The sequence below is a fragment of the Mesorhizobium sp. WSM4814 genome (assembly GCF_055811595.1).
In genome coordinates this window covers 52,518-76,768 of record NZ_JBVVQT010000013.1, presented here as the reverse complement: position 1 = coordinate 76,768, position 24,251 = coordinate 52,518, and the positions used below count along the sequence as shown (strand labels likewise).

Annotated in this window: 24 protein-coding genes; 5 read left to right on the top strand and 19 right to left on the bottom strand. The window is 63.0% G+C overall.

The features are described 5' to 3' along the window. Positions 1-157: 157 nt before the first annotated feature. The 3 genes from AC0L2V_RS19785 (at position 158) to AC0L2V_RS19775 (ending at position 3,270) form a co-directional block, all read left to right on the top strand. Complete coding sequence (locus tag AC0L2V_RS19785) at positions 158-1,702, top strand: sugar ABC transporter ATP-binding protein (protein WP_473508070.1); 1,545 nt, start codon at positions 158-160, stop codon at positions 1,700-1,702. Positions 1,703-1,783: 81 nt separating this feature from the next. Then, a complete protein-coding gene (locus tag AC0L2V_RS19780) occupies positions 1,784-2,779 on the top strand; it encodes an ABC transporter permease (protein ID WP_077374661.1) in 996 nt (331 codons plus the stop codon). A 101-nt stretch (positions 2,780-2,880) separates the two neighbouring features. Further along, positions 2,881-3,270 carry a RidA family protein gene (locus AC0L2V_RS19775; RefSeq protein ID WP_473520966.1) on the top strand — a complete coding sequence of 130 codons (390 nt, stop codon included), beginning with the start codon at positions 2,881-2,883 and terminating at the stop codon, positions 3,268-3,270. Between the two features lie 110 nt (positions 3,271-3,380). Here the strand turns inward: AC0L2V_RS19775 and phnN are convergent, their stop codons facing one another. From phnN to AC0L2V_RS19730, 9 genes are all read right to left on the bottom strand, one after another. Then, on the bottom strand, positions 3,381-4,010 hold the full coding sequence (gene phnN, locus AC0L2V_RS19770) for a phosphonate metabolism protein/1,5-bisphosphokinase (PRPP-forming) PhnN (RefSeq protein WP_473520965.1): 630 nt from the start codon (positions 4,008-4,010) through the stop codon (positions 3,381-3,383). Further along, positions 4,007-5,146 (bottom strand): alpha-D-ribose 1-methylphosphonate 5-triphosphate diphosphatase, encoded by a 1,140-nt coding sequence (locus AC0L2V_RS19765; RefSeq protein WP_473520964.1) that lies wholly within the window; start codon positions 5,144-5,146, stop codon positions 4,007-4,009. Before AC0L2V_RS19765 ends, phnN begins: the two co-directional genes overlap by 4 nt. A 91-nt stretch (positions 5,147-5,237) precedes the next feature. Further along, positions 5,238-5,945, bottom strand: a complete 708-nt coding sequence (locus tag AC0L2V_RS19760) for a DUF1045 domain-containing protein (RefSeq protein ID WP_473520963.1) — start codon at positions 5,943-5,945, stop codon at positions 5,238-5,240. A 151-nt stretch (positions 5,946-6,096) separates the two neighbouring features. Further along, positions 6,097-6,909: a 5-deoxy-glucuronate isomerase gene (iolB, locus tag AC0L2V_RS19755; protein WP_473520962.1), complete on the bottom strand. Its 813-nt coding sequence runs from the start codon at positions 6,907-6,909 to the stop codon at positions 6,097-6,099. A 6-nt stretch (positions 6,910-6,915) separates the two neighbouring features. Further along, on the bottom strand, positions 6,916-7,134 hold the full coding sequence (locus AC0L2V_RS19750) for a DUF3329 domain-containing protein (protein WP_473520961.1): 219 nt from the start codon (positions 7,132-7,134) through the stop codon (positions 6,916-6,918). 48 nt (positions 7,135-7,182) lie between these two features. After that, on the bottom strand, positions 7,183-8,100 hold the full coding sequence (gene iolE / locus AC0L2V_RS19745; RefSeq protein WP_473520960.1) for a myo-inosose-2 dehydratase: 918 nt from the start codon (positions 8,098-8,100) through the stop codon (positions 7,183-7,185). A gap of 173 nt (positions 8,101-8,273) precedes the next feature. After that, entirely contained in the window at positions 8,274-10,124 is a 1,851-nt protein-coding gene (gene iolD, locus AC0L2V_RS19740) for a 3D-(3,5/4)-trihydroxycyclohexane-1,2-dione acylhydrolase (decyclizing) (RefSeq protein ID WP_473520959.1), read from the bottom strand. Between the two features lie 35 nt (positions 10,125-10,159). Further along, complete coding sequence (locus AC0L2V_RS19735) at positions 10,160-12,094, bottom strand: bifunctional 5-dehydro-2-deoxygluconokinase/5-dehydro-2-deoxyphosphogluconate aldolase (RefSeq protein ID WP_473520958.1); 1,935 nt, start codon at positions 12,092-12,094, stop codon at positions 10,160-10,162. 130 nt (positions 12,095-12,224) lie between these two features. Beyond that, complete coding sequence (locus tag AC0L2V_RS19730; protein WP_473520957.1) at positions 12,225-13,070, bottom strand: MurR/RpiR family transcriptional regulator; 846 nt, start codon at positions 13,068-13,070, stop codon at positions 12,225-12,227. 154 nt (positions 13,071-13,224) lie between these two features. Here AC0L2V_RS19730 and AC0L2V_RS19725 point away from each other — a divergent pair, with 154 nt between their 5' ends. Beyond that, the gene (locus AC0L2V_RS19725) at positions 13,225-14,334 is read left to right on the top strand and encodes a Gfo/Idh/MocA family protein (protein WP_473520956.1); all 1,110 of its coding nucleotides are present in this window, start codon (positions 13,225-13,227) and stop codon (positions 14,332-14,334) included. Positions 14,335-14,493: 159 nt separating this feature from the next. Here the strand turns inward: AC0L2V_RS19725 and AC0L2V_RS19720 are convergent, their stop codons facing one another. The 10 genes from AC0L2V_RS19720 to AC0L2V_RS19675 form a co-directional block, all read right to left on the bottom strand. Then, positions 14,494-15,585, bottom strand: a complete 1,092-nt coding sequence (locus tag AC0L2V_RS19720; protein WP_473520955.1) for a 3-deoxy-7-phosphoheptulonate synthase — start codon at positions 15,583-15,585, stop codon at positions 14,494-14,496. An 88-nt stretch (positions 15,586-15,673) separates the two neighbouring features. Further along, positions 15,674-15,868: a hypothetical protein gene (locus tag AC0L2V_RS19715; RefSeq protein ID WP_473520954.1), complete on the bottom strand. Its 195-nt coding sequence runs from the start codon at positions 15,866-15,868 to the stop codon at positions 15,674-15,676. 15 nt (positions 15,869-15,883) lie between these two features. Next, positions 15,884-16,306: a PIN domain-containing protein gene (locus AC0L2V_RS19710; protein WP_473520953.1), complete on the bottom strand. Its 423-nt coding sequence runs from the start codon at positions 16,304-16,306 to the stop codon at positions 15,884-15,886. Further along, positions 16,303-16,587 carry a type II toxin-antitoxin system prevent-host-death family antitoxin gene (locus AC0L2V_RS19705; protein WP_473492749.1) on the bottom strand — a complete coding sequence of 95 codons (285 nt, stop codon included), beginning with the start codon at positions 16,585-16,587 and terminating at the stop codon, positions 16,303-16,305. The genes AC0L2V_RS19710 and AC0L2V_RS19705 overlap by 4 nt, the downstream gene beginning before the upstream one ends. Before the next feature lie 99 nt (positions 16,588-16,686). Continuing rightward, positions 16,687-17,481: an SDR family oxidoreductase gene (locus AC0L2V_RS19700; protein WP_473520952.1), complete on the bottom strand. Its 795-nt coding sequence runs from the start codon at positions 17,479-17,481 to the stop codon at positions 16,687-16,689. A 23-nt stretch (positions 17,482-17,504) separates the two neighbouring features. Beyond that, the gene (gene iolG, locus AC0L2V_RS19695; RefSeq protein WP_473520951.1) at positions 17,505-18,506 is read right to left on the bottom strand and encodes an inositol 2-dehydrogenase; all 1,002 of its coding nucleotides are present in this window, start codon (positions 18,504-18,506) and stop codon (positions 17,505-17,507) included. 125 nt (positions 18,507-18,631) lie between these two features. After that, on the bottom strand, positions 18,632-19,399 hold the full coding sequence (locus AC0L2V_RS19690; protein WP_287071025.1) for an ATP-binding cassette domain-containing protein: 768 nt from the start codon (positions 19,397-19,399) through the stop codon (positions 18,632-18,634). 2 nt (positions 19,400-19,401) lie between these two features. Next, positions 19,402-20,478, bottom strand: coding sequence for an ABC transporter permease (locus tag AC0L2V_RS19685; RefSeq protein ID WP_128168852.1), 1,077 nt, complete (start codon positions 20,476-20,478; stop codon positions 19,402-19,404). Positions 20,479-20,631: 153 nt separating this feature from the next. Beyond that, positions 20,632-21,573 carry a sugar ABC transporter substrate-binding protein gene (locus tag AC0L2V_RS19680; RefSeq protein ID WP_077374705.1) on the bottom strand — a complete coding sequence of 314 codons (942 nt, stop codon included), beginning with the start codon at positions 21,571-21,573 and terminating at the stop codon, positions 20,632-20,634. Between the two features lie 370 nt (positions 21,574-21,943). Beyond that, positions 21,944-22,975 carry a LacI family DNA-binding transcriptional regulator gene (locus tag AC0L2V_RS19675; protein WP_473507874.1) on the bottom strand — a complete coding sequence of 344 codons (1,032 nt, stop codon included), beginning with the start codon at positions 22,973-22,975 and terminating at the stop codon, positions 21,944-21,946. 165 nt (positions 22,976-23,140) lie between these two features. Here AC0L2V_RS19675 and AC0L2V_RS19670 point away from each other — a divergent pair, with 165 nt between their 5' ends. Then, on the top strand, positions 23,141-24,250 hold the full coding sequence (locus AC0L2V_RS19670) for a fatty acid desaturase family protein (protein WP_287298818.1): 1,110 nt from the start codon (positions 23,141-23,143) through the stop codon (positions 24,248-24,250). Position 24,251 lies beyond the last annotated feature (1 nt).

Genomic DNA, 24,251 nt, shown 5'->3' with positions numbered 1-24,251 from the left:
TGGTTGCAACGCTGGCGAATCCTCCGTTTTTTACGGGGAGAGGGTTAGGGTGAGGGGCAGCGCGACGCTGGCGTGACTGGCTCCGCTTGTTATTGACGGGCCTGATCAGGCTCGTCAATCTGCGGGGAGGCTGGCCCGCCAACTGCTGTCAGGCATGATGAACTATTCCGACGCATCCATCGGCGCATCGACGATTGCCCCGTTCCTCAGTCTCGAGGCCGTGCGCAAGACCTATCCCGGCGTGGTCGCGCTGGACGGGTTTTCGCTGGAGGTCAGGCCTGGCGAGGTTATCGGCCTCGTCGGCGAAAACGGTGCCGGCAAGTCGACGCTGATGAAGATCCTCGGCGGCGTGACCACACCCGACACCGGCACGATCACCGTCGACGGCGTCGCCCATGACGGGCTGACGGTCGAGGCTAGCATCGGTTCCGGCATCGCCTTCGTCCACCAGGAACTCAACCTGTTCGAAAACCTCGACGTTGCCGCCAACATCTTTTTCGGCCGCGAGCCGTTGCGCGCCGGTCCGCTCAGGCTTGTCGACCGCACCAGGCTGCGCATGCTGGCGGCGCCGCTGCTCAAACGTGTGGGCGCCAATTTCTCGGCCGACACCCCGGTATCGGCGCTGTCGCTTGCCCAGCAGCAGATGGTCGAAATCGCCAAGGCGCTGTCGATCGAGGCGCGGCTGGTCATCCTCGACGAGCCGACGTCGAGCCTGCCCCTTGCCGAAACCGACAAGCTGCTCGATGTCATCAAGGCGTTGAAGGCCGACGGCATCAGCGTCATCTTCATCTCGCATCGCCTTCACGAGGTCGAGCGGGTTGCCGATCGCGTCGTCGTGCTGAGGGACGGCATGCTTGCCGGCACGCTGCCGAAGAACGCCATCAACCACGACCAGATGGTCAAGCTGATGATCGGCCGCATGCTGAAGGAGCGGGAGAAGGCCGCAGAATCAGGCCGCCCACCCGGCGCCGTCGCGCTGTCGGCCAAGGCCGTTCGCACCAGCGCCTATCCAGACCGACCGGTCGATCTCGGCGTCAGGCGTGGCGAAATCCTTGGCCTGGCGGGTCTTGTCGGCTCTGGCCGCACCGAACTGGCGCGCGTGCTTTTCGGCATCGAGAAGAGCCTTGGCGGCGCGCTCCAGCTTGATGGAAAAGATCTGGTTCTTGGTTCGGCGGCCGACGCTGTGGCCAACGGGATCTTCCTCGTCCCCGAGGATCGCAAGCTGACCGGCATCCTGCTCGACCTGTCGATTGCCCAGAATATTTCGCTCCCCAATCTACCGGCGCATGCCCGGCGATCCTTGGTCTCCGCCCGCGCCGAAGCCGTTACCGCCGAGAAGCAGAAACGCAATCTCGGCATCAAGGCGCCCTCGGTGGCGACGCGCACCGGCACGCTGTCCGGCGGCAACCAGCAAAAGGTGGTGCTGGCCAAGTGGCTGGCCATGAGCCCCAAGGTGATGATCCTCGACGAGCCGACGCGCGGCATCGACATCGGCGCCAAGGCGGAGATCTATGGGCTGATGCGGGCGCTGGCCGATGCCGGCGTCGCCGTGCTGATGATATCGAGCGACATGGAGGAGGTGATCGGCGTCTCCGATCGGATCGCCGTCATGCATGAGGGCCAGATCTCGGGCATTCTCGACAAGGAACAGTTCAGCCAAGAAAACGTGCTGTTGCTGGCCGTCGGCAAGCAGCCGAAATAGTTTTTGTTCGCGCAGGTTCTTGACCGCAAAACCGCGGAACACTTTTGCGGAACCTGCTCAGGCAGGCATTGGGAGAAGACGATGAGCAAGAAAGATCTTGGCCTGCTGATCCTGATCCTTGTGGTCGGAGCGGTGGTGGCGATCATCAACCCACGCTTCCTGCTGCCGATCAACCTCGCCAACACCTCGAACCTGATCGGGCTGTTCGGCATCCTGGCGATCGGCCAGGCCTTCGTCATCATCACCGGCGGCATCGAATTGTCGGTCGGCTCGGTGGTCGCGCTGCTCGGCGTCCTGTTTGTCGATTTCATTGCCACGCGCGGCATGGCATGGCCGGTCGCGCTCCCGCTGATCCTCGTGCTCGGCGGCATCATCGGGCTGGCACATGGCTGGCTGATCACGCGGCTCAAATTGCAGCCTTTCGTGGTGACGCTGTGCGGCCTGTTGATCTATCGCGGCGTGGCGAGGTTCTACACAGCCGACGGCACGGCGGGCTTTGCCTTCGGGCAGAACTTTCCGGAGCTCGAATTCCTGACCGCCGGGCGATCCTATGGCGTGCCGAACAGCTTCATCGCGCTGATCGTCATCGCCATCGTGATGTGGGTGGTGCTGCACCGTTCGGTGTTCGGCCGCTACCTCTATGCCATCGGAAAAAACGAGGAGGCGGCAAAATATTCCGGCATCCGCACCGGCCGCGTCGTCATGGCGGCCTATGTCATCTGCGGTGTGCTGACGGCGTTGTCGGCGATCTATTTCGCCATGTACACGCGCTCGATCTCGCCGGCCAGCCACGGCCAGTTCTACGAACTCTACGCCATTGCCGCAGCCGTGCTCGGCGGCTTCTCGCTGCGCGGCGGCGAAGGCTCGCTGATCGGCGTGATCCTGGGCACGGTTCTGCTGCAGGAACTGCAAAACCTCGTCAACCTGCTCGGCATCCCGTCCTCGCTCAATTTCGCGGTGATGGGCGGCGTGATCTTGATCGGCGTGCTGGTCGACCAGCAATGGGGCGTGTACCGGGAGCGGCGGCTGATGCTGGAGGCAACCCGCAAGGGCGCGGCCGGTGCCGCAGCGGAGTAGTTGCTTGAGGACCTGCCTAGTGGTGAAAATCTGACGCTTAGTATTCGATGCAAATGGGTCACGTCCTGTAGTCTGATGACAAAACCTATTGGAGATTGCCAGTGACAGCCAAGCCGATAGTCCCAGCAGAACTTCAATCATACTACGACGATTGGCGGATGTCGCCTGGGCTGCTCGTTGATGGGTTCTTGTTTCTGACCGGATTCACGGGTGCCCGATCGGACGGAACTCTATCGGAAGATCCGGAAACTCAAATGCGCGATGCGTTCGAAAAGTTGGGTCTTGTCTTGCGAAAAGCTAACCTGGACTTCAATTCCATTGTGGAGATGACAACCTATCACGTCGGACTGCGAGATCATCTCGATCTTTTCAAAGCAGTTCGATCTGACTACGTGCGTGAGCCATTTCCGGCGTGGACAGCGATTGAAGTAGCGGGCTTTGTCACAGAAGGCGCAATTGTGGAAATTCGTGCCATCGCACGGCAACAATGACCTAAGTCGTCCGACAAACCGACGTGGGATGCTCCTTGCCATTTGACGGGGCAGAGTTCGTTCGTCCTGGCGGACTTGCCACTCCGGTACCAACCGTTAGATTTTCACTGCTAGATCAGGCCCGACATGTCGGAGAAGGCCATCGCCTTGCGCAGCACGTCGGCAAAACGCTCGCCGGCTGCTTCGCGCGGGCCGCTATTGTCGATCGAGGTGACGTCTGGCCCGGACAACGCCACATTGGCGCTGCGCGCCAGCCGCGCCAGCACTTCGCCGCGTGACTCGCGGCCGCGCATCGCCAGTCGCTCGGCCAGGATCTGCGGCGATGCGGTGATCTCGACGACAGCCAGATTGGCATAGCGATCGCGCAGCGCCGGGATGATGGCACGGGAGACATTGGCGATGGCGACGCGGCCATTGGCCACCGACCGGTCGACTTCAGCCGGGATGCCGTAGCGCAAGCCATGCGCCTCCCACGAGATGGCGAAGGCGCCATCCGCCTCGGCCTCGACGAAGGCCGCATCGGCCAGCGTGTCGTGATCCTCGCTTGCCGTGTCGCTCGGCCGGGTGATGACCCGGCGCACGAACTCCAGCCGGGTCTCGTCGGCAAACAGTGACCGGGCATAGCCGATCACCGTGTCCTTGCCGGCGCCGCTCGGCCCGACGACAGCGACGAACACCCCGTCGCGGATCGGAAACGCCGCGGCCGACAATTCACGCTCGATCGACGCCGACGCCATCACGCGACCCGACGTCCCTGCCGCCAGACCGTGCGGACAACCGGGACATGATCGTCAAGACGGACCCGAACCAGATCGGCGCGCCGGCCCTGCTCGATGACACCACGGTCGGCAAGGCCGACTGCCTCGGCCGGGTTCTTCGAAACCATAGCCACCGCCTGCGGCAGGGAGATGCCGTCGACAACGTCGCCGAGGAAGAACGCCGACTGGATCAGGCTGAAGGGGATGTAGTCGGACGACAATATGTCGAGCAGGCCTTCGCCGGCGAGTGTCCGGGCCGAAACATTGCCCGAATGCGAGGCGCCGCGCATGACGTTCGGGGCGCCCATCAGCACCCCGAGCCCTGCCGCCTTCGAAGCTTTTGCGGCCTCTTTGGTGGTCGGGAATTCGGCGACGCGGACGCCTTGTTCGATCGCCTCGTCGACATGGCCGGTCGTGGCGTCGTCATGGCTGGCCAGCACGATGCCGCGCTGATGGCAGGCAGCAGCGATGAAGGCGCGGTTCGCCCCAGAATTCGTCGCCGACTCCGCCATCCGCTTCTCACAAAATTGCTGGAATTCGCGGTCCGTCAGCTTCAGCTTGCGCTGGTAGTAGTAGGCATAGGTTTCCAAATCGACGAACTGACGCTGTCCCGGTGCATGGTCCATCAGCGACGCCAGCTTGATCCTGTCATCGCCGTCAAAATGCGCGAAGGCTGCGAGGCAATCCGGCGCCGAAACCTCGCAGCGCAGATGGATGAAATGGTCGGCCCGCAGCCGGTCCTGCTGGACGCTGTCCTCGATCGCATCGGCCAGCTTGCGCATGTCGGCCGAATTCATGTCGGCGTCGTCGTCCATGCCGACGCGCAAGGCATCGAGCACGGTGGTGATGCCGGCGGTCGCCACCTGCGCGTCGTGGGCGAGAACGGCGGCGATCGGGTTCCAGCGCACCTTCGGCCGCGGCGCGTAGTGACCCTCCAGGTGGTCGGTATGAAGCTCGACCAGCCCGGGAATGATGAAATCGCCGGCCATGTCCTCGCCGATCCGGCCGGCGCCGGCATCGATCCCGGCGATCAAGCCGTCGCGCAGCACGATCGAGCCTTCGACGATCTCGTCGGCAAGCACGATGCGGGCATTGTTGAGAACGGTCTCGACGGTCATTTCAGGCAGTCCTTGGAGCATTTTTGCAGCCAATTGAATCACCGATTGGGATGAGTTGGCGTCGCACAAAAGCGGTTGAACAAATTGTATTTCAGGCGGTTTTTCTCGCCGGGCGGCGCCCGAGCGCGTGATGGGAGAGCACCATGAACGGGGCGCCAGGTTCGGTTTCGACAAACAGGGTCAGTGCGTCCACCGGCACCGGCCGTTGCAGGACTCCCGCAAACAGGCTGTCGATTGCTGCGCGAAGACGAGGGCTTTCCTGTGACGAGGCCCGGCCGGACAGCGTCATATGAAAACGGAAGGTCTCGAAGACATAGGGGTAACCCCACTGGCAGAGATTGCGGAATTCAGCCGGCTTCAGCGAGTCAGGGCTGCGCCGTTCGATCTCAGCCTCGCTCAGCGGCGCGCGAAAACGGTCGAAGTCGCGCACGACGTCGTCGGCGAAGCGGTTGAGCGCCGGCAGCGGACCTTCCGGCACCAGCGCGAAGAAGCCGTCGATCTGGCTGACGACCAGCCGTGGGATCGTCACCACCGGCGTCATTTCGGCGAAATCGTCCAGTGCCGCGCGAAGCGCGGCTTCCGTTTCGTTCGAAGCCAGCCGGAAGGGCGCCTTCAGCGTCGCATGAAAGCCGTAGCGGCGCGCCGAAGCGGTATGGAAGGCGACTTCCGCCGCCGACAGTTCGCCCACGGCCTCGACCGGCCTCGTGGCAGCGCCGAATGGGTCACGGCCGAGCCAATTGGCGGCGATCCGCGCCAGCGGTTCGTCCTGCCGGGGGGTGAAATAGATAGCGTAGCGCATCGAAAGTCCTCGTCAACTCCCGCTGCCATAGGCGATTTGCATGACGAAATGACGAAGCTGATGATCGCTCCTGATAACAAACTTGTTCAGGCGGGTCATTAGCCGACGATTTTTTCGCCTTGGGCCAGTTGCGACCCGGACGGGCAGCGCCTCAGGCCTTCATCAGCCATTCGTGCTCGGGCGCGTTGTGGAATTTCCACGTCCGCTTCGGCCCGGCCATGACGTTGAGGTAGTAGAGATCGTAACCATGGCAGGCGGCGCAAGGGTGATAACCCTTGGGCACCAGCACGACATCGCCATCCTCGATCGCCATCGCCTCGTCGAGCGAACGAGCCCCGTTCCGGTCGGCATCGGTGTAGACGCGCTGGAAGGCAAAGCCCTGCGGCGGATTGAGGCGGTGGTAATAGGTCTCCTCGAGATAGGACTCGGCCGGTAGATTGTCCTGGTCATGCTTGTGCGGCGGATAGCTCGACGTGTGGCCGCCGGGCGTGATGACCTCGACCACCAGCAATGAATCGGCCGGCTTGCCTTCCGGCAGGATGTTGGTGACATAGCGCGTGTTGGTGCCCTTGCCGCGAACCTCCTGGCCGAGATCCTTCGGCGCAATGACGCGAACCGGCAGGCCGCCGCCAAGCCCTGGCGCCGAGCAGACCGCGAGTTCGAGACGGGTGTCGGCAGTCACCGACCAGTCAGAGCCCTGCGGCACATAGACCGACCACGGCTTGCCTTCGAAGGGCGACATGCGTTCGCCGAGCAGGCCGAGATCGTTGCCGCCGGCCTTGGCCTTGCCCTTGCCGGTGACGAACACCAGGCAGACTTCACGGCTCGCGGTTTGTCCGGAGACGGTCTCGCCGGGCCGCAATCGATGCAGATCGAAACCGACATAGGTCCAGCCGGCGTTTTGCGGTGTCACATGGGCGACGCGACCATGGCCCTTATCGGCTTTGACGAGCAGTTTCGACATCTTGGCTCACTCCTTTGGTTCGGCGTCGGCCGAACCCTTGCCGCTGTCGGCCGGCTTGTAGAGATAGAAGAACTGCCAGACGGCATAGCCGGCGAAGCCGAGCGCGATCGTGCCCCAGAACGGCGCGCCGGTGGCAAACTCGACCACGGCCCAGCCCAGGCAGACCGCGACGATGGCAATACGCCGCCACAGCGGCCGGAAGAACGGATGCTCTGAATCCTTCATCGGATCAGCCCCCGCATCGGATCACCCCGTCGACGGGAATAGACTCGCTCAAGCATTGGGGAAGCCCTGCGTTTCAACCGTGTAGCCGGCGGCCGTCATCACCCGCATCAATTCCTTGTGGCCGACTTGCGCCATCCTGAGCGGCGGATTCTTCTTGGGGTCCTGCTCGGCCTCGACCACGAACCAGCCTTCATAGCCGTAGTTCGCCAGCCTTTCCACAATGGCACCAAAATCCAGCGACCCGTCGCCCGGCACCGTGAAGGCGCCGAGCGCCACGGCATCGAGGAAGGATTGCTTCTGGCGATCGAGTTTTTCGATCACCTCCATGCGAACGTCCTTGACATGGACATGATTGATGCGCCGGTGATGGTTGTCGATGGCGCGCAGCACGTCACCGCCGGCAAAAGCCAGATGGCCGGCGTCGAGCAGCAGTGGAATGCCTTCTCCCGAATGCCGCATGAACGCATCGAGCTCCGGCTCGGTTTCGACGACCGCCGCCATATGATGGTGGTAGGAGAGCGGCATGCCTTGATCGGCGCACCATTCGCCGAACTGGGTGAGGCGCCTCGCATAGGCTTTCATCTCGTCGTCCGAAAGCCTCGGCTTGGTGGCGAGCGGCTTTGAGCGGTCACCCTGGATGGAGCGGCCGACCTCACCATAGACGATGCAGGGCGCGTCCACCGCCTTGAACAGATCAATCATCGGCTGGATGCGATCCTTGTTCCTGGCCATGTCTTCGTCGACCAGAGTACCGGAGAACCAGCCGCCGCAGAGCGTCACGTCGGCCTCCTTCAGGATCGGCAGCATGATTTTCGGATCACTGGGAAAACGGCGGCCCATTTCCATGCCGGTGAAGCCCGCCGAGCGCGACTGCGCCAAGCAGTCCTCCAGCGACACGTCATCGCTGAGTTCCGCAAGATCGTCGTTCCACCATGCAATGGGGGACATGCCCAGTTTGGCTTTCAAGTCGTCACTCCAATGTCAGTTCGTTCAATTTTCATTCGTCGGCGCTGCCCCTCATCCGCCTGCCGGCACCTTCTCCCCGTAAGGACGGGGAAGAAGGGACAAGCTCCTACGCCGGCGACCCCCCTCTCCCCGTCCTTACGGGGAGAGGGTAAGGGTGAGGGGCGGCGCCGACATCAATCACCAACACTCTGCATCCGCCGCTTTTCTTCATAGGCTTTGCGTGCGGCGTTGACCTGCGGCCGCGAAGAAACTTCCGGCACGGCGACGTCCCACCAATGGCCGCCGACATCGGTCGACACCAGTGGGTCGGTGTCGATGACCAGTACCGTCGTCTTGCTATTGTCTTTCGCTTTTGCCAGCGCCGTTTCCAACCCGGCGATCGACGAAACTTTCTCGGCGATGGCGCCGAGGCTTGCCGCATGCGCCGCGAAGTCGATGTCGGGCATAATCTCGTGGCGGGCGTCCTTCAGCAGATTGTTGAAGTTGGCGCCGCCGGTTGCCATCTGCAACCGGTTGATGCAGCCGTAGCCCCTGTTGTCGAGCAGCACGATGGTCAGCTTGAGGCCGAGCATGACCGAGGTTGCGATCTCGGAATTGAGCATCAGATAGGAGCCGTCGCCGATCATGACGACGATCTCCTCGTCAGGCTTGGCCATCTTGACGCCGAGCCCGCCAGCGATCTCGTAGCCCATGGTCGAGAAGCCGTATTCGGCGTGGTAGGAGCCGGGCGCGCCGGCCTGCCAGAGCTTGTGCAACTCGCCGGGCAGGCCGCCGGCGGCATGAAGCAATATCACGCCCGAGCCCATGGCGCGCTGGACGGCGCCGATCACCTGCGCGTCGGATGGGTAGGCGGCATTGGTCGAGGCCGTTACCTTGCCGGCTTCGGCCTGCCATTCTTTCTTCCCCCTGGCCGCATTGTCGGTCCAGGCAGCCGGCGCCTGCCAGCCGTTCAGCGCCGCGCCGAGTTCGGCCAGCCCTTCCGCCGCATCGGCTACCAGCGGCAGCGCCTGGTGCTTGCCCGCATCGAAAGGCTGGACGTTCAGCCCGATGATGGTCTTGCCGGAATTCTTGAACAGCGCCCACGAGCCGGTGGTGAAATCCTGCAGCCTGGTGCCGACGGCGAGCACGACATCGGCTTCTTCAGCCAGCCGGTTGGCCGCCAAAGTGCCGGTGACGCCGACCGCCGCCATGTTGAGCGGATGATCGTCCGGCAGCGAGGATTTGCCGCCCTGCGTCTCGCAGACCGGGATGCCGGCGCCTTGCACCAGCTTCGCCAGTTCGCCGGAAGCCTGCGAATAGAGAACGCCGCCGCCGGCAATCACCAATGGCTTTGTTGCCGCCTTCAGCGCCGCCACCGCGGCCGCCAATTCCCCACGGTCCGGACGCGGCCGGCGCTGATGCCAGACCCGTTCGGCAAAGAAGCTCTCGGGGTAATCAAAGGCCTCGGCCTGCACGTCCTGGCAGAGCGCCAAGGTCACCGGTCCGCATTCGGCCGGATCGGTCAGCACCTGCATGGCACGGTTGAGCGCCGGGATGATCTGCTCGGGCCGGGTGATGCGGTCGAAATAGCGCGACACCGGCCGGAAGCAGTCGTTGACCGTCGCCGTTCCGTCGGAAAAATCCTCTGCCTGTTGCAGCACGGGATCGGGGATACGATTGGCGAAGACGTCGCCGGGGAGAAACAGGACGGGCAACCGGTTTACATGCGCAAGTGCCGCCGCCGTCACCATGTTGAGCGCGCCGGGGCCGATCGAACTGGTCGCCGCCATGAACCGGCGGCGGAAATTGGCCTTGGCATAGGCGATCGCGGCATGCGCCATGGCCTGTTCGTTGTGGGCGCGAAAAGTCGGCAATTCGTCGCGCACCTGATAAAGCGCCTCGCCGATGCCGGCGACATTGCCGTGGCCGAAGATCGCCCAGACGCCGCCGAAGATCGGCATTTTCCTGCCGTCGATCTCGGTCATCTGGCAGCCGAGAAAGCGGGTCAGCGCCTGCGCCATCGTCAGGCGGATTGTCTTGGTCATGTTGTTTTCCTCCGCAGTCCTTGTGCCGCGCCTTCTTATGCTGCTTTGCGGCCGCGCGCGGCAAGCCATGCCTCGGTCAGCCTCTCGAAGCGCGACGCCATGTCGGCCACCGCCTCCTCGTCCGACATCTTGCCGGCAAGCCATTGTTCGGCCGCGTTGATGAAGATGGTGCGACCGACGGCGAAGCCCTTGACGATGGGCGCCTCGGCGGTGGCGGCAAAGGCCGCTTCCAGCTCGTCCTGCGGCGCTTCGAGGCCGAGCAGCACAACCCCGCGGCACCACGGATCGTTCTTCAGGATCACCGCTTCGATCTTCGCCCACGCCCCGGCTGAGGCCTGCGGTTCAAGCTTCCACCAGTCGGGCTTGATATCAAGCGCATAGAGTTCCTCCAGCGCCCGCGGGATCGTCGTGTCGTCGAGCTCGCCGTGCTTGCCGGCGATGATTTCGATGAGAAGTTCTCTGCCAACTTTCCGCGCGGCCCCGAACAGGCTTTTGAGCTTCTGCTGCTGCTCGGTCTTCAGCGCCTCCGGGTCGTCGGGGTGGTAGAAGCACAGGCACTTGATGCAATGGTCGACCGGCCACTCGATCAGTTGCGAGCCGATATCCTGCGAGAATTCGAAACGAAGCGGCCGCGATCCAGGCAATTCGACTGGCCGGCCAAGCCAGGCGAAAGGATGGCGGGCGAATTCGAACATCGCCTCGCGGCCGTATTTTTCGTCGAGCAGCATGCCATAGCCGGCGCGGCCGGCGGCAACCTTTGCCGCCGCCTTGACCGTCAGCACCTTGAAATCATGGATGCGCGACGGGTCGGCGCCTGCCTTCGCGGCGACATCGTCAAGCTGGATGCGGTGATCGCAGGCCAGCGCCATCAGCGAGGGAATGTCGCGCCGGCGCGTCGTCGCCCAATGGATATGGTTGATCGCCTCGTCCTTGCGCAGCGCCAGGTGCCTGCTGCCGTTCTTCAGGAAGAACTGCAATTCCTCGAAGGTCGGGTATTCCGGCGCGCAGAGCAGCCGCGACACGGCGAAGGCGCCGCAGGCGTTGGCCCAGGTCGCTGCCGTCTCCAGGCTTTCGCCGCCGAGCCAGCCGCGCAAAAAACCCGACATGAAGGCATCGCCGGCGCCGAGCACATTGTAGACCTCGATCGGAAAACCCTTGCCAACGATCCCGTCCTCGAGGTCGTCGCTGATCGGCCCGTCATAGACGATGCAGCCCATGGCGCCGCGCTTCAAGACGATCGTGGCCTTGGACAGCGAGCGGATCGTCTTCAACGCGCTCAGGCAATCATCGGCACCGGAGGCGATCATGATCTCTTCTTCGGTGCCGACGATCAGGTCGCAGTCGGGCAGCACTGTCTTCAGCTGGGCGGAGACCCGGTCGGATTTCACATAGCGCTCAAAGCCTTCGGCATGGCCGGCAAGGCCCCACAGATTAGGGCGATAGTCGATGTCGAACACCACTTTGCCGCCCGTGGCCTTGATGGCACGGATCGCCTTGCGCTGCGCGGCGTCGCTGTTGGGCCGCGAAAAATGCGTGCCGGTGACGACGATCGCGCGTGCCGAAGCGATGAACGTCTCATCGATGTCGTCTTCCGAAAGCGCCATGTCGGCGCAGTCGGTGCGATAGAAGATCATCGGCGACACGCCCTCGTCCTCGACAGACAGCAGCACCAGCGCGGTCAGCCGGTCCGGATCGGTCCTGAGGCCGTCAACCGAAACCCCTTCGCGCGTCAACTGCTCGCGGATGAAGCGGCCCATCTGCTCGTCGCCGACGCGGGTGAGCAGCGCCGAGCGCAGGCCGAGCCTCGCCGTGCCGACCGAAATGTTGGCCGGACAGCCGCCGACCGACTTGGCAAAGGAGGTGATGTCCTCCAGGCGCGAGCCGATCTGCTGGCCATAAAGATCGACCGAGGCGCGGCCGATGGTGATGACGTCGAGCGGCGCATGTTTCGCGTCCACGGCTTCGCTCATTCGAACCTCCCATCAGCCTTGTTGTCTTGGGTAACACGCGCGAGCGGCAGCGTGGCGCCGGCAATATGAAATAATAATTCCAATCGATAGTCAATATGGAACGCGCGTTCCTTTGCTGAAAAGTAGCCTGTCAGGCCCTGCGCTTCCCGCCGGAGTCGCGCCGCTTTTCGCCAACCGCAACGGTCAGCGCCATGGCCAGCGCCATCGTCGCCGACAGCGAGCGGAAGCCGGCGAAATCGGCCTCGGCGACCTCGAACCAGACTTTGGCGAACTGGGCGAGCGGGGAAAAGGAACTGTCGGTGATCGCTACGATCGGAACGCCTTGCTCCGAGATAACGCGCGCCTCCTCGATGGCCGCCGGGGCATAGGGCGAGAAACTGATGGCGATGACGGCATCCCTGGGCGAAGCAAAGCTGATCATCTCGGCGTTGAGGCCGGCGGCTGATTCGATCAGCTGGTTGCGGATCTTGAGCTTGCCCAGCGCATAGGCGATGTAGGAGGCGACCGGATAGGAGCGGCGCTTGGCCAGCACATAAATCGTCTCCGCCTTCGCCAGCAAGGCGATGGCAGCTTCGAAATGGTCTTCGTTCAACCTGCCTGAAATATCGTTGAGCGAGGTACTCGCCGCGGCGACGAAGCCGTCGAAAATCGCCCGGTGACCGGCGCCTTCCTCGGCCTTGGCGCGCAATGCCGCGAGCCTTTCATCATAAGACGAATTGCGCTCGCGCAGGCGCTCGCGAAACACCAGTTGCAGGCTGGTGAAGCCGTCGAAGCCGAGCTGCTGGGCGAAGCGGATCAAGGTCGAAGGCTGGACGCCGGCGGAGGCGGCGATGCTGGCGGCGGTGCCGAAGGCAATATCGTCGGGATTGTCGAGCGCATAGGCGGCGATCTGCGCGATGCGCTTGGGCAGGCTCTGGCGCCGTTCCAGGATCGTCGTACGCAGCGTCTCGAAATCGCGGGGCACCCGTTCGTCCATCGTCGCTCCGCCCAGGTCCATCAGTCGATGCCGTGTGATGCCCCATCATAGCGAGCCTGTGCAAGAAGGCCATAAAAAATGAGCCATGCGTTCCATTTCTGGAAAAAATGGACTAATTCATCCACGCAACCTTTCTGGCAGTGGAGACAAGGAAATGGTCGGAGTCGGTCTTATCGGCACGGGGTTCATGGGCAAGTGCCACGCCATCGCCTGGAACGCGGTCGGCACCGTCTTTCCCGACGTGGCCAAGCCAAGGCTGGTCCATCTCGGCGAGGTCGATGACGACCTTGCCAAGCGCCGGGCGACCGAGTTCGGCTTCGCCAAGGGCTCCGGCGACTGGCGCGCCGTCGTCGATGACCCGGGCGTCGATATCGTCTCGCTGACCACGCCGAACCAGTTCCACCCGGAGATGGCCATCGCCATCCTCGAAGCCGGCAAGCATCTGTGGTGCGAAAAACCGATGGCGCCGAGTTTTGCCGAGGCGCAAGCCATGGCGGCGGCGACCAAAAAATCCGGCAAGGTGGCCGCGCTCGGCTACAACTACATCCAGAATCCGGCGATCCGCCATATCGGTGCGCTGCTCGACGAGAAGATCATCGGTGAAATCAATCATCTGCGCATCGAGATGGACGAGGATTTCATGGCCGACCCGGAGGCGCTGTTCTTCTGGAAGCACGAGACGGCGTCCGGTTACGGCGCGCTCGACGATTTCGCCGTGCATCCGTTGTCGCTGGTCTCGGTGCTGTTCGGCCGCGTCGCCCGCGTCATGTGCGACATGGCAAAACCCTATCCCGATCGCCGCGTCGCATCAGGCGGGCGTCGCGCGGTCGAGACCTACGACATCGCCAGCGTGCTGATGCATCTCGAAAACGGCATTGCCGGCACGCTGCTGGTCAACCGTTCGGCTTGGGGCCGCAAGGGCCGGATCGCCATTCAGATCTTCGGCTCGAAGGGCTCGATCCTGTACGACCAGGAGCGGATGAACGAGTTCCAGCTTTACCTGACAGCCGACCGCCCGACCGAGCAAGGCTATCGCACCATCCTGGTGGCGCCGCACCACAAGCCCTACGACGCCTTCCTGCCGGCGCCCGGCCACGGCCTCGGCTTCAACGACCTCAAGATCATCGAGTGCCGCGAGCTTTTGACGCGGCTGGCCGGCAAGCCGGCGCGGATCATCGATTTCGACGAAGGCCTCGAGATCGAGCGCACGGTGCATGCCATGGCGCGCTCGTTCGAGGAACAGCGCTGGATCGCGGTGCGCTAGCGACCCGCAATCAGAGCCTCGACGCCGCCCATGCCAGAGCAAGGGAGAGCTTGTGTTGGAGAGGGCCAATTGTCGATATTGACGCCGCCATGAGGGGCGGCGCCGGCCTTTCAAAGCCAAGCAGCACGGTAGCAACGGCAAAATTCCGTGCCAGCCGCTTCAGGCGGCGCCCGGACGGCTGGCGATCAGGGCGCGTCGCGCCGACCGGCGCCGCTCGACGGCGTCGGCAAGGCCGTGCAGCACCGTCTCGGTGGTTGTCCAGTCGATGCAGCCGTCGGTGATGCTCTGGCCATAGACGAGCGGTTTGCCGGGCATGACCTCCTGCCGGCCGGCGACGAGGTTGCTCTCGATCATGACGCCGATGATGCGTTCGTCGCCTGCCGCGACCTGGCCGGCGACTTCGGCCGCCACCATCGGCTGGTTCTCCGGCTTCTTGTTGCTGTTGGCGTGGCTGACGTCGATCATCAGCCGTGGTGCTACGCCGATCCGGCCGAGTTCCGCGCAGGCGGCAGCTATGCTCGTTGCGTCATAATTCGGCACAATGCCGCCGCGCAGGATGACGTGGCAGTCCTCGTTGCCGGTGGTCGTCGCGATGGCGCTGCGCCCGCCCTTCGTCACGGCCATGAAATGGTGCGGCTGGGCGGCGGACTTCACCGCCTCGGCGGCGATCCGCAAATTGCCGTCGGTGCCGTTCTTGAAGCCGACCGGGCAGGACAAGCCGGATGCGAGTTCGCGATGGATCTGGCTCTCTGTCGTGCGCGCACCGATCGCGCCCCAGGCGACGAGGTCGGCAATGTATTGCGGCGTGGCCATGTCGAGGAATTCGGTCGCCGCCGGCAGGCCGAGATTGTTGACGGCGGAGAGCACGTTGCGGGCCATCCGCAGGCCCTTGTCGATGTCGAAGCTGCCGTCCAGGTCGGGATCGTTGATCAGGCCCTTCCAGCCGACCGTCGTGCGCGGTTTCTCGAAATAGACGCGCATCACGATCTCCAGCCGGTCCGACAGGCTCTCGCGCAGCGATGCCAGGCGGCTGGCATAGTCCACGGCAGCGGCCGGATCGTGGATCGAACAGGGGCCGGCGACGACGACCAGCCGATCGTCAGCGCCGGTCAGCACGGCGTGGATAGCGTTGCGCGACGCGGTCACGGTGCGCGTCGCCGTCAGCGTGCGTGGTATCTCCCGCATCACGTCGTCCGGCGTACTCAGCTCTCGGATTTCCTTGACCCGAAGATCATCTGTGGTGGTCAACACGGCTTTCTGCTCCTGGTTGGGAGACCTGCCGGCTGAAACAAAAAAGCCGCCAGGTCTGGCGGCTGTTCGGATGTTGTTGCTGCAATCTTCAGATCGAGCGCAATCCTCCCGCCGCCAGCGAGCTGCCATAGCTAAAGTACCAGAACGAGGCGGTCAGGTGGATCATGCCAGCCCTATAGCCGAAGCCGGGGCGCTTGTCACGCATCCAGGCGAGATTGGGGAACAGGTCTTCTCCGTCCTGAAGCGCACCCCTCCTTGCCTCGGGTCGCTTGAGGCCCAACATGCTGCGCCAAGCGGTTCATGCAGTCCAGGGATTGAAGAGTTCGATTTCAAAGCCTTCGAAATCATTCGTATTGCGCGTTGCCAAGGTGAGCTCCTGCGCGATCGCGGTGGCTGCAATCAGGCCGTCCATCGACGACAGACCGCGACCGCGGCGCTTCGCAAGGCCCATCAGGTCTCCCCAGGCCAAGGCAACCGGTTCGTCCACAGGAAGAACCCGCTGTTCGAAACGCCGCGGCAGGTCTTGGGCGAGCCATTGGGCCAATGCCTCGCGTTTCCGGCCCTCATCCATGAGGGCGACGCCGCGTCGGATCTCGGCGATCGACACGACGCTGATGAATGAGCGGTCCTCATCAAGTCCGTCCAGCCAGTCCAGAACGCGTGCGTTCGGCGCCGGCCTTGTCACCTCGGACAGGACATTCGTATCGAGCAGTAGCCTCACAGCGGCAGATCACGCGGTTCGTCGCGCTGACGCTCAAGGTTGAGATCGGTGCCGCGCAGCGGCGACTCCAGCAGGAACTCCGCAAGCGTACCCTTGCGTACGGTCTTTCGCTGCCATTCCTCGACCGAGACCACAACCACGCTTGGTTTGCCGTTTCTGGTGATCGTCTGCGGCGAAGACTGCGCACGCTCGATAACCTCCGAGAGCCGGGCTTTTGCCCCAGCGACTGTCCAGCTGCTATCCTCTTTGGGCTCAGACAGCATTTCGACCTCCGTGACCATTCTGACCATCTTGACTATATGGAAATGGCGATACGGCGGCAACAGGGAAGGAGAGCGGTTTTCAGAGCCCGGGTGCCTTGGTGAGTTTGGTCGAACCGATCATTCCGGCGAAGACCCTGCAATGGTCTGGTCGTAGTCGACCAGCGAGCCGGTCATGACGCCGGACTGCGGGCTGATCATATAGCTGATCAGCCGGGCAAGCTGCGCCGGCTTCACCAACTGGCCCATCGGCTGCGCTGCCTCGGCCTTTTCCAGCCAGTCGTCCGGCGCGTCGTGCCATTTCTTCTGCACGATCGCCTCGCCCTCGGTATCCATCCAGCCGGGCAACACGGCGTTGCAGCGGATGCGATTGCTGCGATAAGCATTGGCGACATTCTTGGTCAGCGTCGCCAGTGCGCCCTTGCTCGACGAGTAGGGCGCCAGGAACGACTGGCCGCAATGCGCCGACATCGACAGCACATTGACGATCGAGCCGGGCGCCTTGCGGTCGAGCAGATGCGCCACCACACCCTGCATCAGGAAGAAGGGGCCGCGCACATTGGTCTGGAAGATCTGGTCAAAAAGAACCTCGGAGGTCTCGACCAGTGAGCCGCGGGCCGAGGTGGCGGCGGCGTTGACCAGCGCATTGACGGAGCCGAAATGAGCGACCGCCGTTTCCACGACCCGCTTGCAGTCGGCCACCACTGAGACGTCGGCGCTGATGAAGATGGCGTCGACGCCGTCTTTCGCAAGTGCGGCGACCGCCTTGTCGCCCTTCTCCCTGGAACGGCCGACCAACGCCAGGGCGCGGCAGCCCTCGTCGGCCAGCACCTCGGCGACGGCGAAGCCGATCCCTTGCGCGCCGCCGGTGACGATGGCGCGTGTTTCTGAATTGCGACCGGCGGAACCGTTCATCGCCTTGCTCCTGTGCTTGATGGTCAGACTGTCTTGTCGAGGCGGACGGTCTTGCCTTCCCTCGCCGATTTCAGCGCCGCGTCCGCCAGCCGCAGCGCGACCAGCCCGTCCGCACCGCTTGGCGCCGCCTTGTTGCCTGACGTCGCCGCCGCAATGAAGGCGGCGATCTCGTTGGCATAGGCGTCGAGGTAGCGGGTCATGAAGAAGTCGTGCAGCGGCGGGCGCGTATAGCCCTTTTCATTGGCCAGCTCGATCGACACCGGCCGCTGGTTTTCGGCCGCTACCATGCCTTTCGAGCCATGCACCTCGATGCGCTGATCGTAGCCATAAGTGGCGCGTCGCGAATTGGAGATGATGCACTGCTTGCCGGAGGCGGTTTCGAGGATGACGCTGACGCTGTCGAAGTCGCCGGCCTCGCCGATCTTCTTATCGACCAGCACCGAGGCATGGGCGCTGACCGCCACCGGCTCCTCGCCGAGCAGGAAGCGCGCCATATCGAAATCATGGATGGTCATGTCGCGGAAGATGCCGCCCGAGCGGCCGATATAGTCGAGCGGCGGCGGGCCGGGATCGCGCGAGGTGATGGTCACCATCTCGACCGTGCCGATGGCGCCGTCGTCGATCGCCTTGCGTACGGCAGCGAAATGCGGATCGAAGCGGCGGTTGAAGCCGACCATCAAAGTGGCGCCGGCCTTGTCGACCACGGCCAGGCATTCTTCCACTCGGCCGGCGTCAAGGTCGATCGGCTTCTCGCAGAAGATCGCCTTGCCGGCCTTGGCGAACCGCTCGATCAGATCGGCATGGGTGTCGGTCGGCGTGCAGATGATGACCGCATCGATATCCCCGGCTTTTTCGATGGCCTCGATGCTGCGCACTTCCGCGCCATAGGCCGACGCCAGATCGGTCGCCGCCTTCTCGAATGCATCGGCAACTGCGACCAGCCTGGCCTGTGGATTGGAACCCACGGCGCGGGCGTGGACCTTGCCGATGCGGCCGGCGCCGAGAAGAGCGAAGCGGAGAGACATGGAAATTTCCTTTGGGATGGTTCGAAATGGAAGTGCGTCTTTACTGCACCGTTCAGGACAAGGCGCAGTAGATTTTCTTATTGCAGCTGATCGGCGACGGGCCGATGACCCGCCGCGCATCCGCCCTAAGCCGCAAGTTCCGCCTCCCCGGTCTTGGAGCCGGTAATGTAGGAGACGATGTCGTTGCCGTCGGTGTCCTGCTTGCGCAGGTTGGCGACGATGCGGCCGCGCCTGAACACGACGATGCGGTCGCAAAGGTCGAACACCTGTCGCATGTTGTGGCTGATCAGGATCAGCGGCTCGCCATTGGCCTTCAGCGTGCGGATGATGTTTTCGACCTGCATCGTCTCCTGCACACCAAGCGCTGCCGTCGGCTCATCCATGATGATGAGCTTGGACGCGAAAGTCGCGGTTCTGGCGATTGCCACGCACTGGCGCTGGCCGCCCGACATGTGGCGGATGGTGTTGGAAAGATTGGGAATCTTCACCGCCGTGCGGATCAGCGCTGCCTCGGTCGCCTTGCGCATGAACTTGCGATCGAGGATCGAGAAAGGCCCGAGATTGAACAGCACCTTTTCGCGGCCGAGAAACAGGTTCGACGGCACGTCGAGATCGTCGGCAAGCGCCAGGTTCTGGAACACGGTCTCGATGCCCGCCTCGCGCGCCGCGATCGGTCCGGCGAAGTTGACTTCCTTGCCGTCGAACCAGATCTTGCCGCTGGTGCGCTGCTCGACGGCGGTGATCTGGCGCACGAAGGTCGATTTGCCGGCGCCATTGTCACCCATGATGGCGACATGCTCGCCCTTGCGCAGTTCGAAATTGGCGCTTTCGAGCGCATGCACGCCGCCATAGTATTTGGTCAGGTTTTCGGTCTTCAGGACGATGTCTGACATGGTCAAGCCCTCATTGCCCGCAGGCGCTGGCGCCACTGGTCGAGAACGACTGCGCCGATGATAATCACGCCCTTGACCATCTCCTGGTAGTAGGCGTCGAGGCGCAGGAAGGTGAAGCCGGAGATGATGACGCCGAAGATCAGCGCACCGATCACCGTGCCGATGATCGAGCCGCGCCCGCCCGACAGCGAGACGCCGCCGATGACCGCCATGGCGATCGCGTCCAGTTCGTACATCACGCCCATGCCGGCCTGAGCAGTGAGGTTCTTGGAGCTCAGCACCACGGCGGCCAGCGCGGCGAGGATGCCGGCAATGACGAAGACGAGGATCTTGTGGTTCTTGACATTTATGCCGGACATGCGCGCGGCGTCCTCGTTGGAGCCGATGGCATAACAGTGCTTGCCGTATCTGGTGTATGACAGGATCAGCTGGAACAAAATCGCCAGCGATATGAAGATGATGACCGGCATCAGCCCCTTGCCGATGGCGGCGAAACTCTCGGTGGGAAACGAGATCGGCTGCCCCTTGGACCACCATTTGGCGACGCCGCGCGCGGTGACCATCATGCCGAGCGTGGCGATGAACGGCGGAATGCGGGTGTAGGCGACCAGCGTGCCGTTGATCAGGCCCGCCAGCAGGCCGCAGCCGATCGCGACAAGCACCGGCACGATCACCGGCAGGTCGGTCCAGCCCTGCTCGATGAACATCGCCTTGGGGTTCGGGTTGCCGTTGACCGTCGCCACCTGGGCGAAGCTCATGGCGATCATCGCCGTGGCGCCGACGATCGAACCAGAGGAGAGGTCGATGCCGCCGGAAATGATCACCTGCGTCACGCCGATGGCGATGATGCCGACGATCGACACCTGCAGGATGATGATCTGCAGGCGCGCCTCGTTGAAGATCGTATCGACATTGGCGCGGGTGTTGAACAGGAAGCTGTCGCCAAGAAAGACGCGGCCTATCAGCTCGAAGGCGCCGACCAGGATGATGAGCGCCAGGAAAACGTTGAATTCGGCAGGCCATGTCCGCTTTTTCGCATCATAGCTCAGTCCGCCGACGCCATGGGTTGTCTGTGTCAACTCTTGCTTCCTCCATCAGCCGTAGTCGCCCTCCCGCGGCCTGTTTCGGCGACGAGGGGAAAGAGGAGCGGCGTTTTTTGTTTTTCCAACATCGGATTCTCAAAACGGTCCGATGCTCTGCCGCCGCTCCCTATCGAAAAACGGTCCTCTGCCTCAGTTCTTCTGCAGGAACTTGTCGATGTTTGCCGGCGTGACCAGCTGGAAGGGGATATAGACCTTCTGCTCGACCGCCTCGCCCTTGGAAAGCTTGAGCGCCGCGTCCAGCGCCCCGGCGCCTTGGCCGGCCGCGTCCTGGAACACGGTGACGTCGAGATCGCCCGCCTGCATCGCGGCAAGCGCGTCCTGGGTGGCGTCCACGCCGCCGACGACAACCGACTTCATGTCGATGTTGGCAGCTTTCATGGCCTGGATGGCGCCGATGGCGCTCTCGTCATTGTTGGCGATCACGCCATCGAACGGCGCGCCGGTCGACAGCCAGTTGGTCATCAGGTTCTGTGCTTCCTCGCGTTTCCAGTTCGACGTCTGCTTGTCGATGATCTTGATGAAGCTGCATTCGGGAGTGGCGATCACATCGTCAATGTCCTTGGTGCGCTGCACCGCGGCCTGGTTCGACAGTTCGCCCATGATCACGTAGACATTGGCCTCGGTCTTGCCGGCTTCTTTGAACAGGCGGCAGACTTCCTGGGTCTCGAGAGTGCCTGACTCAACCTCGTTCGAGGCAACGAAAGCCTGGTTGTCCGGCAGCGTGTCGACATTGACCGGCTCGCGGTTGACATAGACCAGCGGAACGTTGGCCGCAGCGGCGGCATCCGACATTGCCTGGGTGGCCGAGGTGTCGACTGGATTGACGACAATCGCGTCGACGCCCGAGGCGACGAAGTTCTTGATCTGGTCGAGTTGCTTGGCGACGTCGTTCTGCGCGTCCTCGACCTGCAGTTCGACGCCTTCCATGCCTTTGGCCTGCTCGATCATGCCGTTGCGCAGCACGGTGAGAAAATTGTCGTCGAACAGCGCCATCGACACGCCGATTTTGGCAGCGAGGGCGGACGAGCTCATCAGCGCCAGGAATGCGGCGCCCAACAGCAGCTTTTTCATTCTATTTCTCCTCCACAGAATTGGTGTCCGGCTGCACCGATCTACCCGGAATCCCCGATCTCCCCGGGAATCTCTCCCGATTGCTTCTCCGTTTCCGATGGCGATTTCCGCGTTGGCTGGGGAGGCCAAGCCCTCCGTTGAAACGCATGTCCGGAACGAAAGAACCAAAATACCTAGTGGGTGAAATATTTATTCCATTCTTCGGGCGGGCGTCAAGGAGAATCCGAAAGCGGCTGCCGGATTTTTCGGACAACGCGGCTGAGGGCCGGCAAACCTTCTGCAAGAATCCATCAGGCTGATGGTTCACATCACTGCCGACGCCCCGATCTAAACAGGATGTCTTGGCTGAGCCCAGATGTTCTGCCCGAGCCTAGATGTTTTCCGGCAGATAGATGTCGAAGGGCAGGAAGGTCTGGCCCGGCGCATTGGCGGCGCCTGCCTCGATGGCATGCACCATCAGCCCGACAAGTTCGCGGCATAGTGCTGCCAGCGGCGTCGAAATCACCATGGTCAGGATGTTGTCGGCGAGCGCCGCGCGCGATTCGGCGTTGATCTCGTTGCAGACGACCACTGGCATGTTTGCCGGCTTGGCCGCCCGTAGCGCGGAAACCGCGCCTTCCATGCCGCCGCCAGCGACATAGCAGCCGGCCAGATCCGGGTACCGCGCCAGAAGATCGATCATTGCATCATGGGTCACCTGGTTGGCTTCCAGGTTGACCAGCGTCTCCATCACGGTGAATTCCGGCGCATGCTCGCGGAAAAACGATCTGAAGCCGATCTCGCGCAGCTCATGGCCATGGAAGCGATGGCTGCCGACGAAAAGGGCGACCTTGCCGGGCTTCCTCGCCGCTCTGGCGATCATCCAGGCCGCGGTACGACCGACCTTGCGGTTGTCGAGGCCGACATAGCCCTCGCGGATGCCGGCTGCAAAGTCGGATAGCAGGGAGAAGACGGGTTGCCCCCTCGCCTTCAGGGTCTCGACGGCCGCCGTCAGCGTTGGATGGTCCGGACCGACAAGGGCGACTGCCCTGGATTTCGCCGCCAGCTTGCGCATCTGCGCGGCGATCTCGTCCGGGGCCAGCGAACTGGCGAAATCGATGGTTGCGACGCCGCGGAAGCGCTGCGACTGCGAAACAGCCAGTTCGATCTCCCGGGCGAAATCGCTGTAGAAAACATCATTGCCCCTCAGCAGCAGAAAGCCGAGCCGGTATTCCGGCAGTTCCTGGCGCATCCGCTGCTTGATCAGCCCGGCGGCGTGGTAGCCGATGCTGGTGGCGGCCTCATAGACGCGGCGCGCGGTTTCCTCGCGCACCGGCAGGCGATTGTTCAGCACCCGATCGACAGTGGCGACGCTGACCCCCGAAATACGCGCCAGATCGGTGATGGTCGGCCGTTTTGCCATACGCTTCCTGCCTGATTGCCTGTCATAGGCTATACATCATTCTGATGGGAAATGATAGAAACTATCTTCATGATGTTGAGCCTATCACGGCTTGGCGTTATTTTAGGGCATAAGCACCTGTGGCAGAGGCACCCGTTTCGACGGATGCCGACGGAGGCAGCCTCAATGGAAGCGACACTATCCGCAATGCCGTCCCGGCGAGACTACAGCCTGCTCGGCCGCGACGCGAAACGCGCCGTCGAGACCGGGCTGGCGGCGGCCGAATGGTATCATACCGACGTGCCCCGCAAGCAGATGAAGGAGCTGATGCAGCGCTCCGATGGGCCGGCGATCCGCGACACCATCATCTGGCTCTCCGCCCTGGTCCTGAGCGGCGCCGGCGGCGCCTGGTTCTGGGGCACATGGTGGTGCGTGCCGTTCTTCTTCGTCTATGGCGTGCTCTACGGCTCTTCCACCGATTCACGCTGGCACGAATGCGGCCACGGCACCGCCTTCAGGACGCAGTGGATGAATGATGCGGTCTATCAGATCGCCTGCTTCATGATCATGCGCAACCCGGTGACCTGGCGCTGGAGCCATACGCGGCATCACACTGACACGATCATCGTCGGCCGCGATCCGGAGATCGCGGTAATGCGCCCGCCGGACCTGTTGCGCGTCGTGCTCAATTTCTTCGGCATTGTCGATGCCTGGCATGCCATGAGCGACATGGTGCGCAATGCGGCCGGCATCATCAGCCCGGCGGAAAAGACCTTCATTCCCGAGCAGGAGCAGCCAAAGGCGATCCGCATTGCCCGCATCTGGACCGCGATCTATGCGGCGACAATCGCGCTGGCACTTTATAGCGGCTCGTTCCTGCCCTTGATGCTGGTCGGTCTGCCCAGGCTTTACGGCGCCTGGCATCACGTCATGACCGGCCTGCTGCAGCATGGCGGCCTCGCCGAAAATGTCATCGACCACCGCCTCAACAGCCGCACGGTCCACATGAACCCGATCAGCCGCTTCATCTACTGGAACATGAACTACCATGTCGAGCACCACATGTTCCCGATGGTGCCCTATCACGCGCTGCCGAGGCTGCATGAGCTAATCAAGCACGACCTGCCGGCGCCGACGCCATCGATCCTGGCCGGCTATCGCGAGATGGTGCCTGCCTTCCTGCGCCAGCTGCGCAATGAAGACTATTTTCTCAAGCGCGAACTGCCGCCGACTGCCAAGCCTTATCGCGAGGAATTCCACAACGATAACGACGCCGTCGCGGCAGCAGCCGAATGAT

Excerpts from the sequence above, each read along its gene's own strand:
- AC0L2V_RS19680 (WP_077374705.1), bottom strand. The coding sequence starts at position 21,573 with ATGAAAAAGCTGCTGTTGGGCGCCGCATTCCTGGCGCTGATGAGCTCG.
- AC0L2V_RS19715 (WP_473520954.1), bottom strand. The coding sequence starts at position 15,868 with ATGTTGGGCCTCAAGCGACCCGAGGCAAGGAGGGGTGCGCTTCAGGAC.
- AC0L2V_RS19690 (WP_287071025.1), bottom strand. The coding sequence starts at position 19,399 with ATGTCAGACATCGTCCTGAAGACCGAAAACCTGACCAAATACTATGGC.
- AC0L2V_RS19675 (WP_473507874.1), bottom strand. The coding sequence starts at position 22,975 with ATGGCAAAACGGCCGACCATCACCGATCTGGCGCGTATTTCGGGGGTC.
- iolG (WP_473520951.1), bottom strand. The coding sequence starts at position 18,506 with ATGTCTCTCCGCTTCGCTCTTCTCGGCGCCGGCCGCATCGGCAAGGTC.
- AC0L2V_RS19700 (WP_473520952.1), bottom strand. The coding sequence starts at position 17,481 with ATGAACGGTTCCGCCGGTCGCAATTCAGAAACACGCGCCATCGTCACC.
- AC0L2V_RS19785 (WP_473508070.1), top strand. The coding sequence starts at position 158 with ATGAACTATTCCGACGCATCCATCGGCGCATCGACGATTGCCCCGTTC.
- AC0L2V_RS19705 (WP_473492749.1), bottom strand. The coding sequence starts at position 16,587 with ATGGTCACGGAGGTCGAAATGCTGTCTGAGCCCAAAGAGGATAGCAGC.
- AC0L2V_RS19725 (WP_473520956.1), top strand. The coding sequence starts at position 13,225 with ATGGTCGGAGTCGGTCTTATCGGCACGGGGTTCATGGGCAAGTGCCAC.
- AC0L2V_RS19735 (WP_473520958.1), bottom strand. The coding sequence starts at position 12,094 with ATGAGCGAAGCCGTGGACGCGAAACATGCGCCGCTCGACGTCATCACC.
- AC0L2V_RS19750 (WP_473520961.1), bottom strand. The coding sequence starts at position 7,134 with ATGAAGGATTCAGAGCATCCGTTCTTCCGGCCGCTGTGGCGGCGTATT.
- AC0L2V_RS19765 (WP_473520964.1), bottom strand. The coding sequence starts at position 5,146 with ATGACCGTCGAGACCGTTCTCAACAATGCCCGCATCGTGCTTGCCGAC.
- AC0L2V_RS19780 (WP_077374661.1), top strand. The coding sequence starts at position 1,784 with ATGAGCAAGAAAGATCTTGGCCTGCTGATCCTGATCCTTGTGGTCGGA.
- iolB (WP_473520962.1), bottom strand. The coding sequence starts at position 6,909 with ATGTCGAAACTGCTCGTCAAAGCCGATAAGGGCCATGGTCGCGTCGCC.
- AC0L2V_RS19670 (WP_287298818.1), top strand. The coding sequence starts at position 23,141 with ATGGAAGCGACACTATCCGCAATGCCGTCCCGGCGAGACTACAGCCTG.
- AC0L2V_RS19760 (WP_473520963.1), bottom strand. The coding sequence starts at position 5,945 with ATGCGCTACGCTATCTATTTCACCCCCCGGCAGGACGAACCGCTGGCG.
- iolD (WP_473520959.1), bottom strand. The coding sequence starts at position 10,124 with ATGACCAAGACAATCCGCCTGACGATGGCGCAGGCGCTGACCCGCTTT.
- AC0L2V_RS19730 (WP_473520957.1), bottom strand. The coding sequence starts at position 13,070 with ATGGACGAACGGGTGCCCCGCGATTTCGAGACGCTGCGTACGACGATC.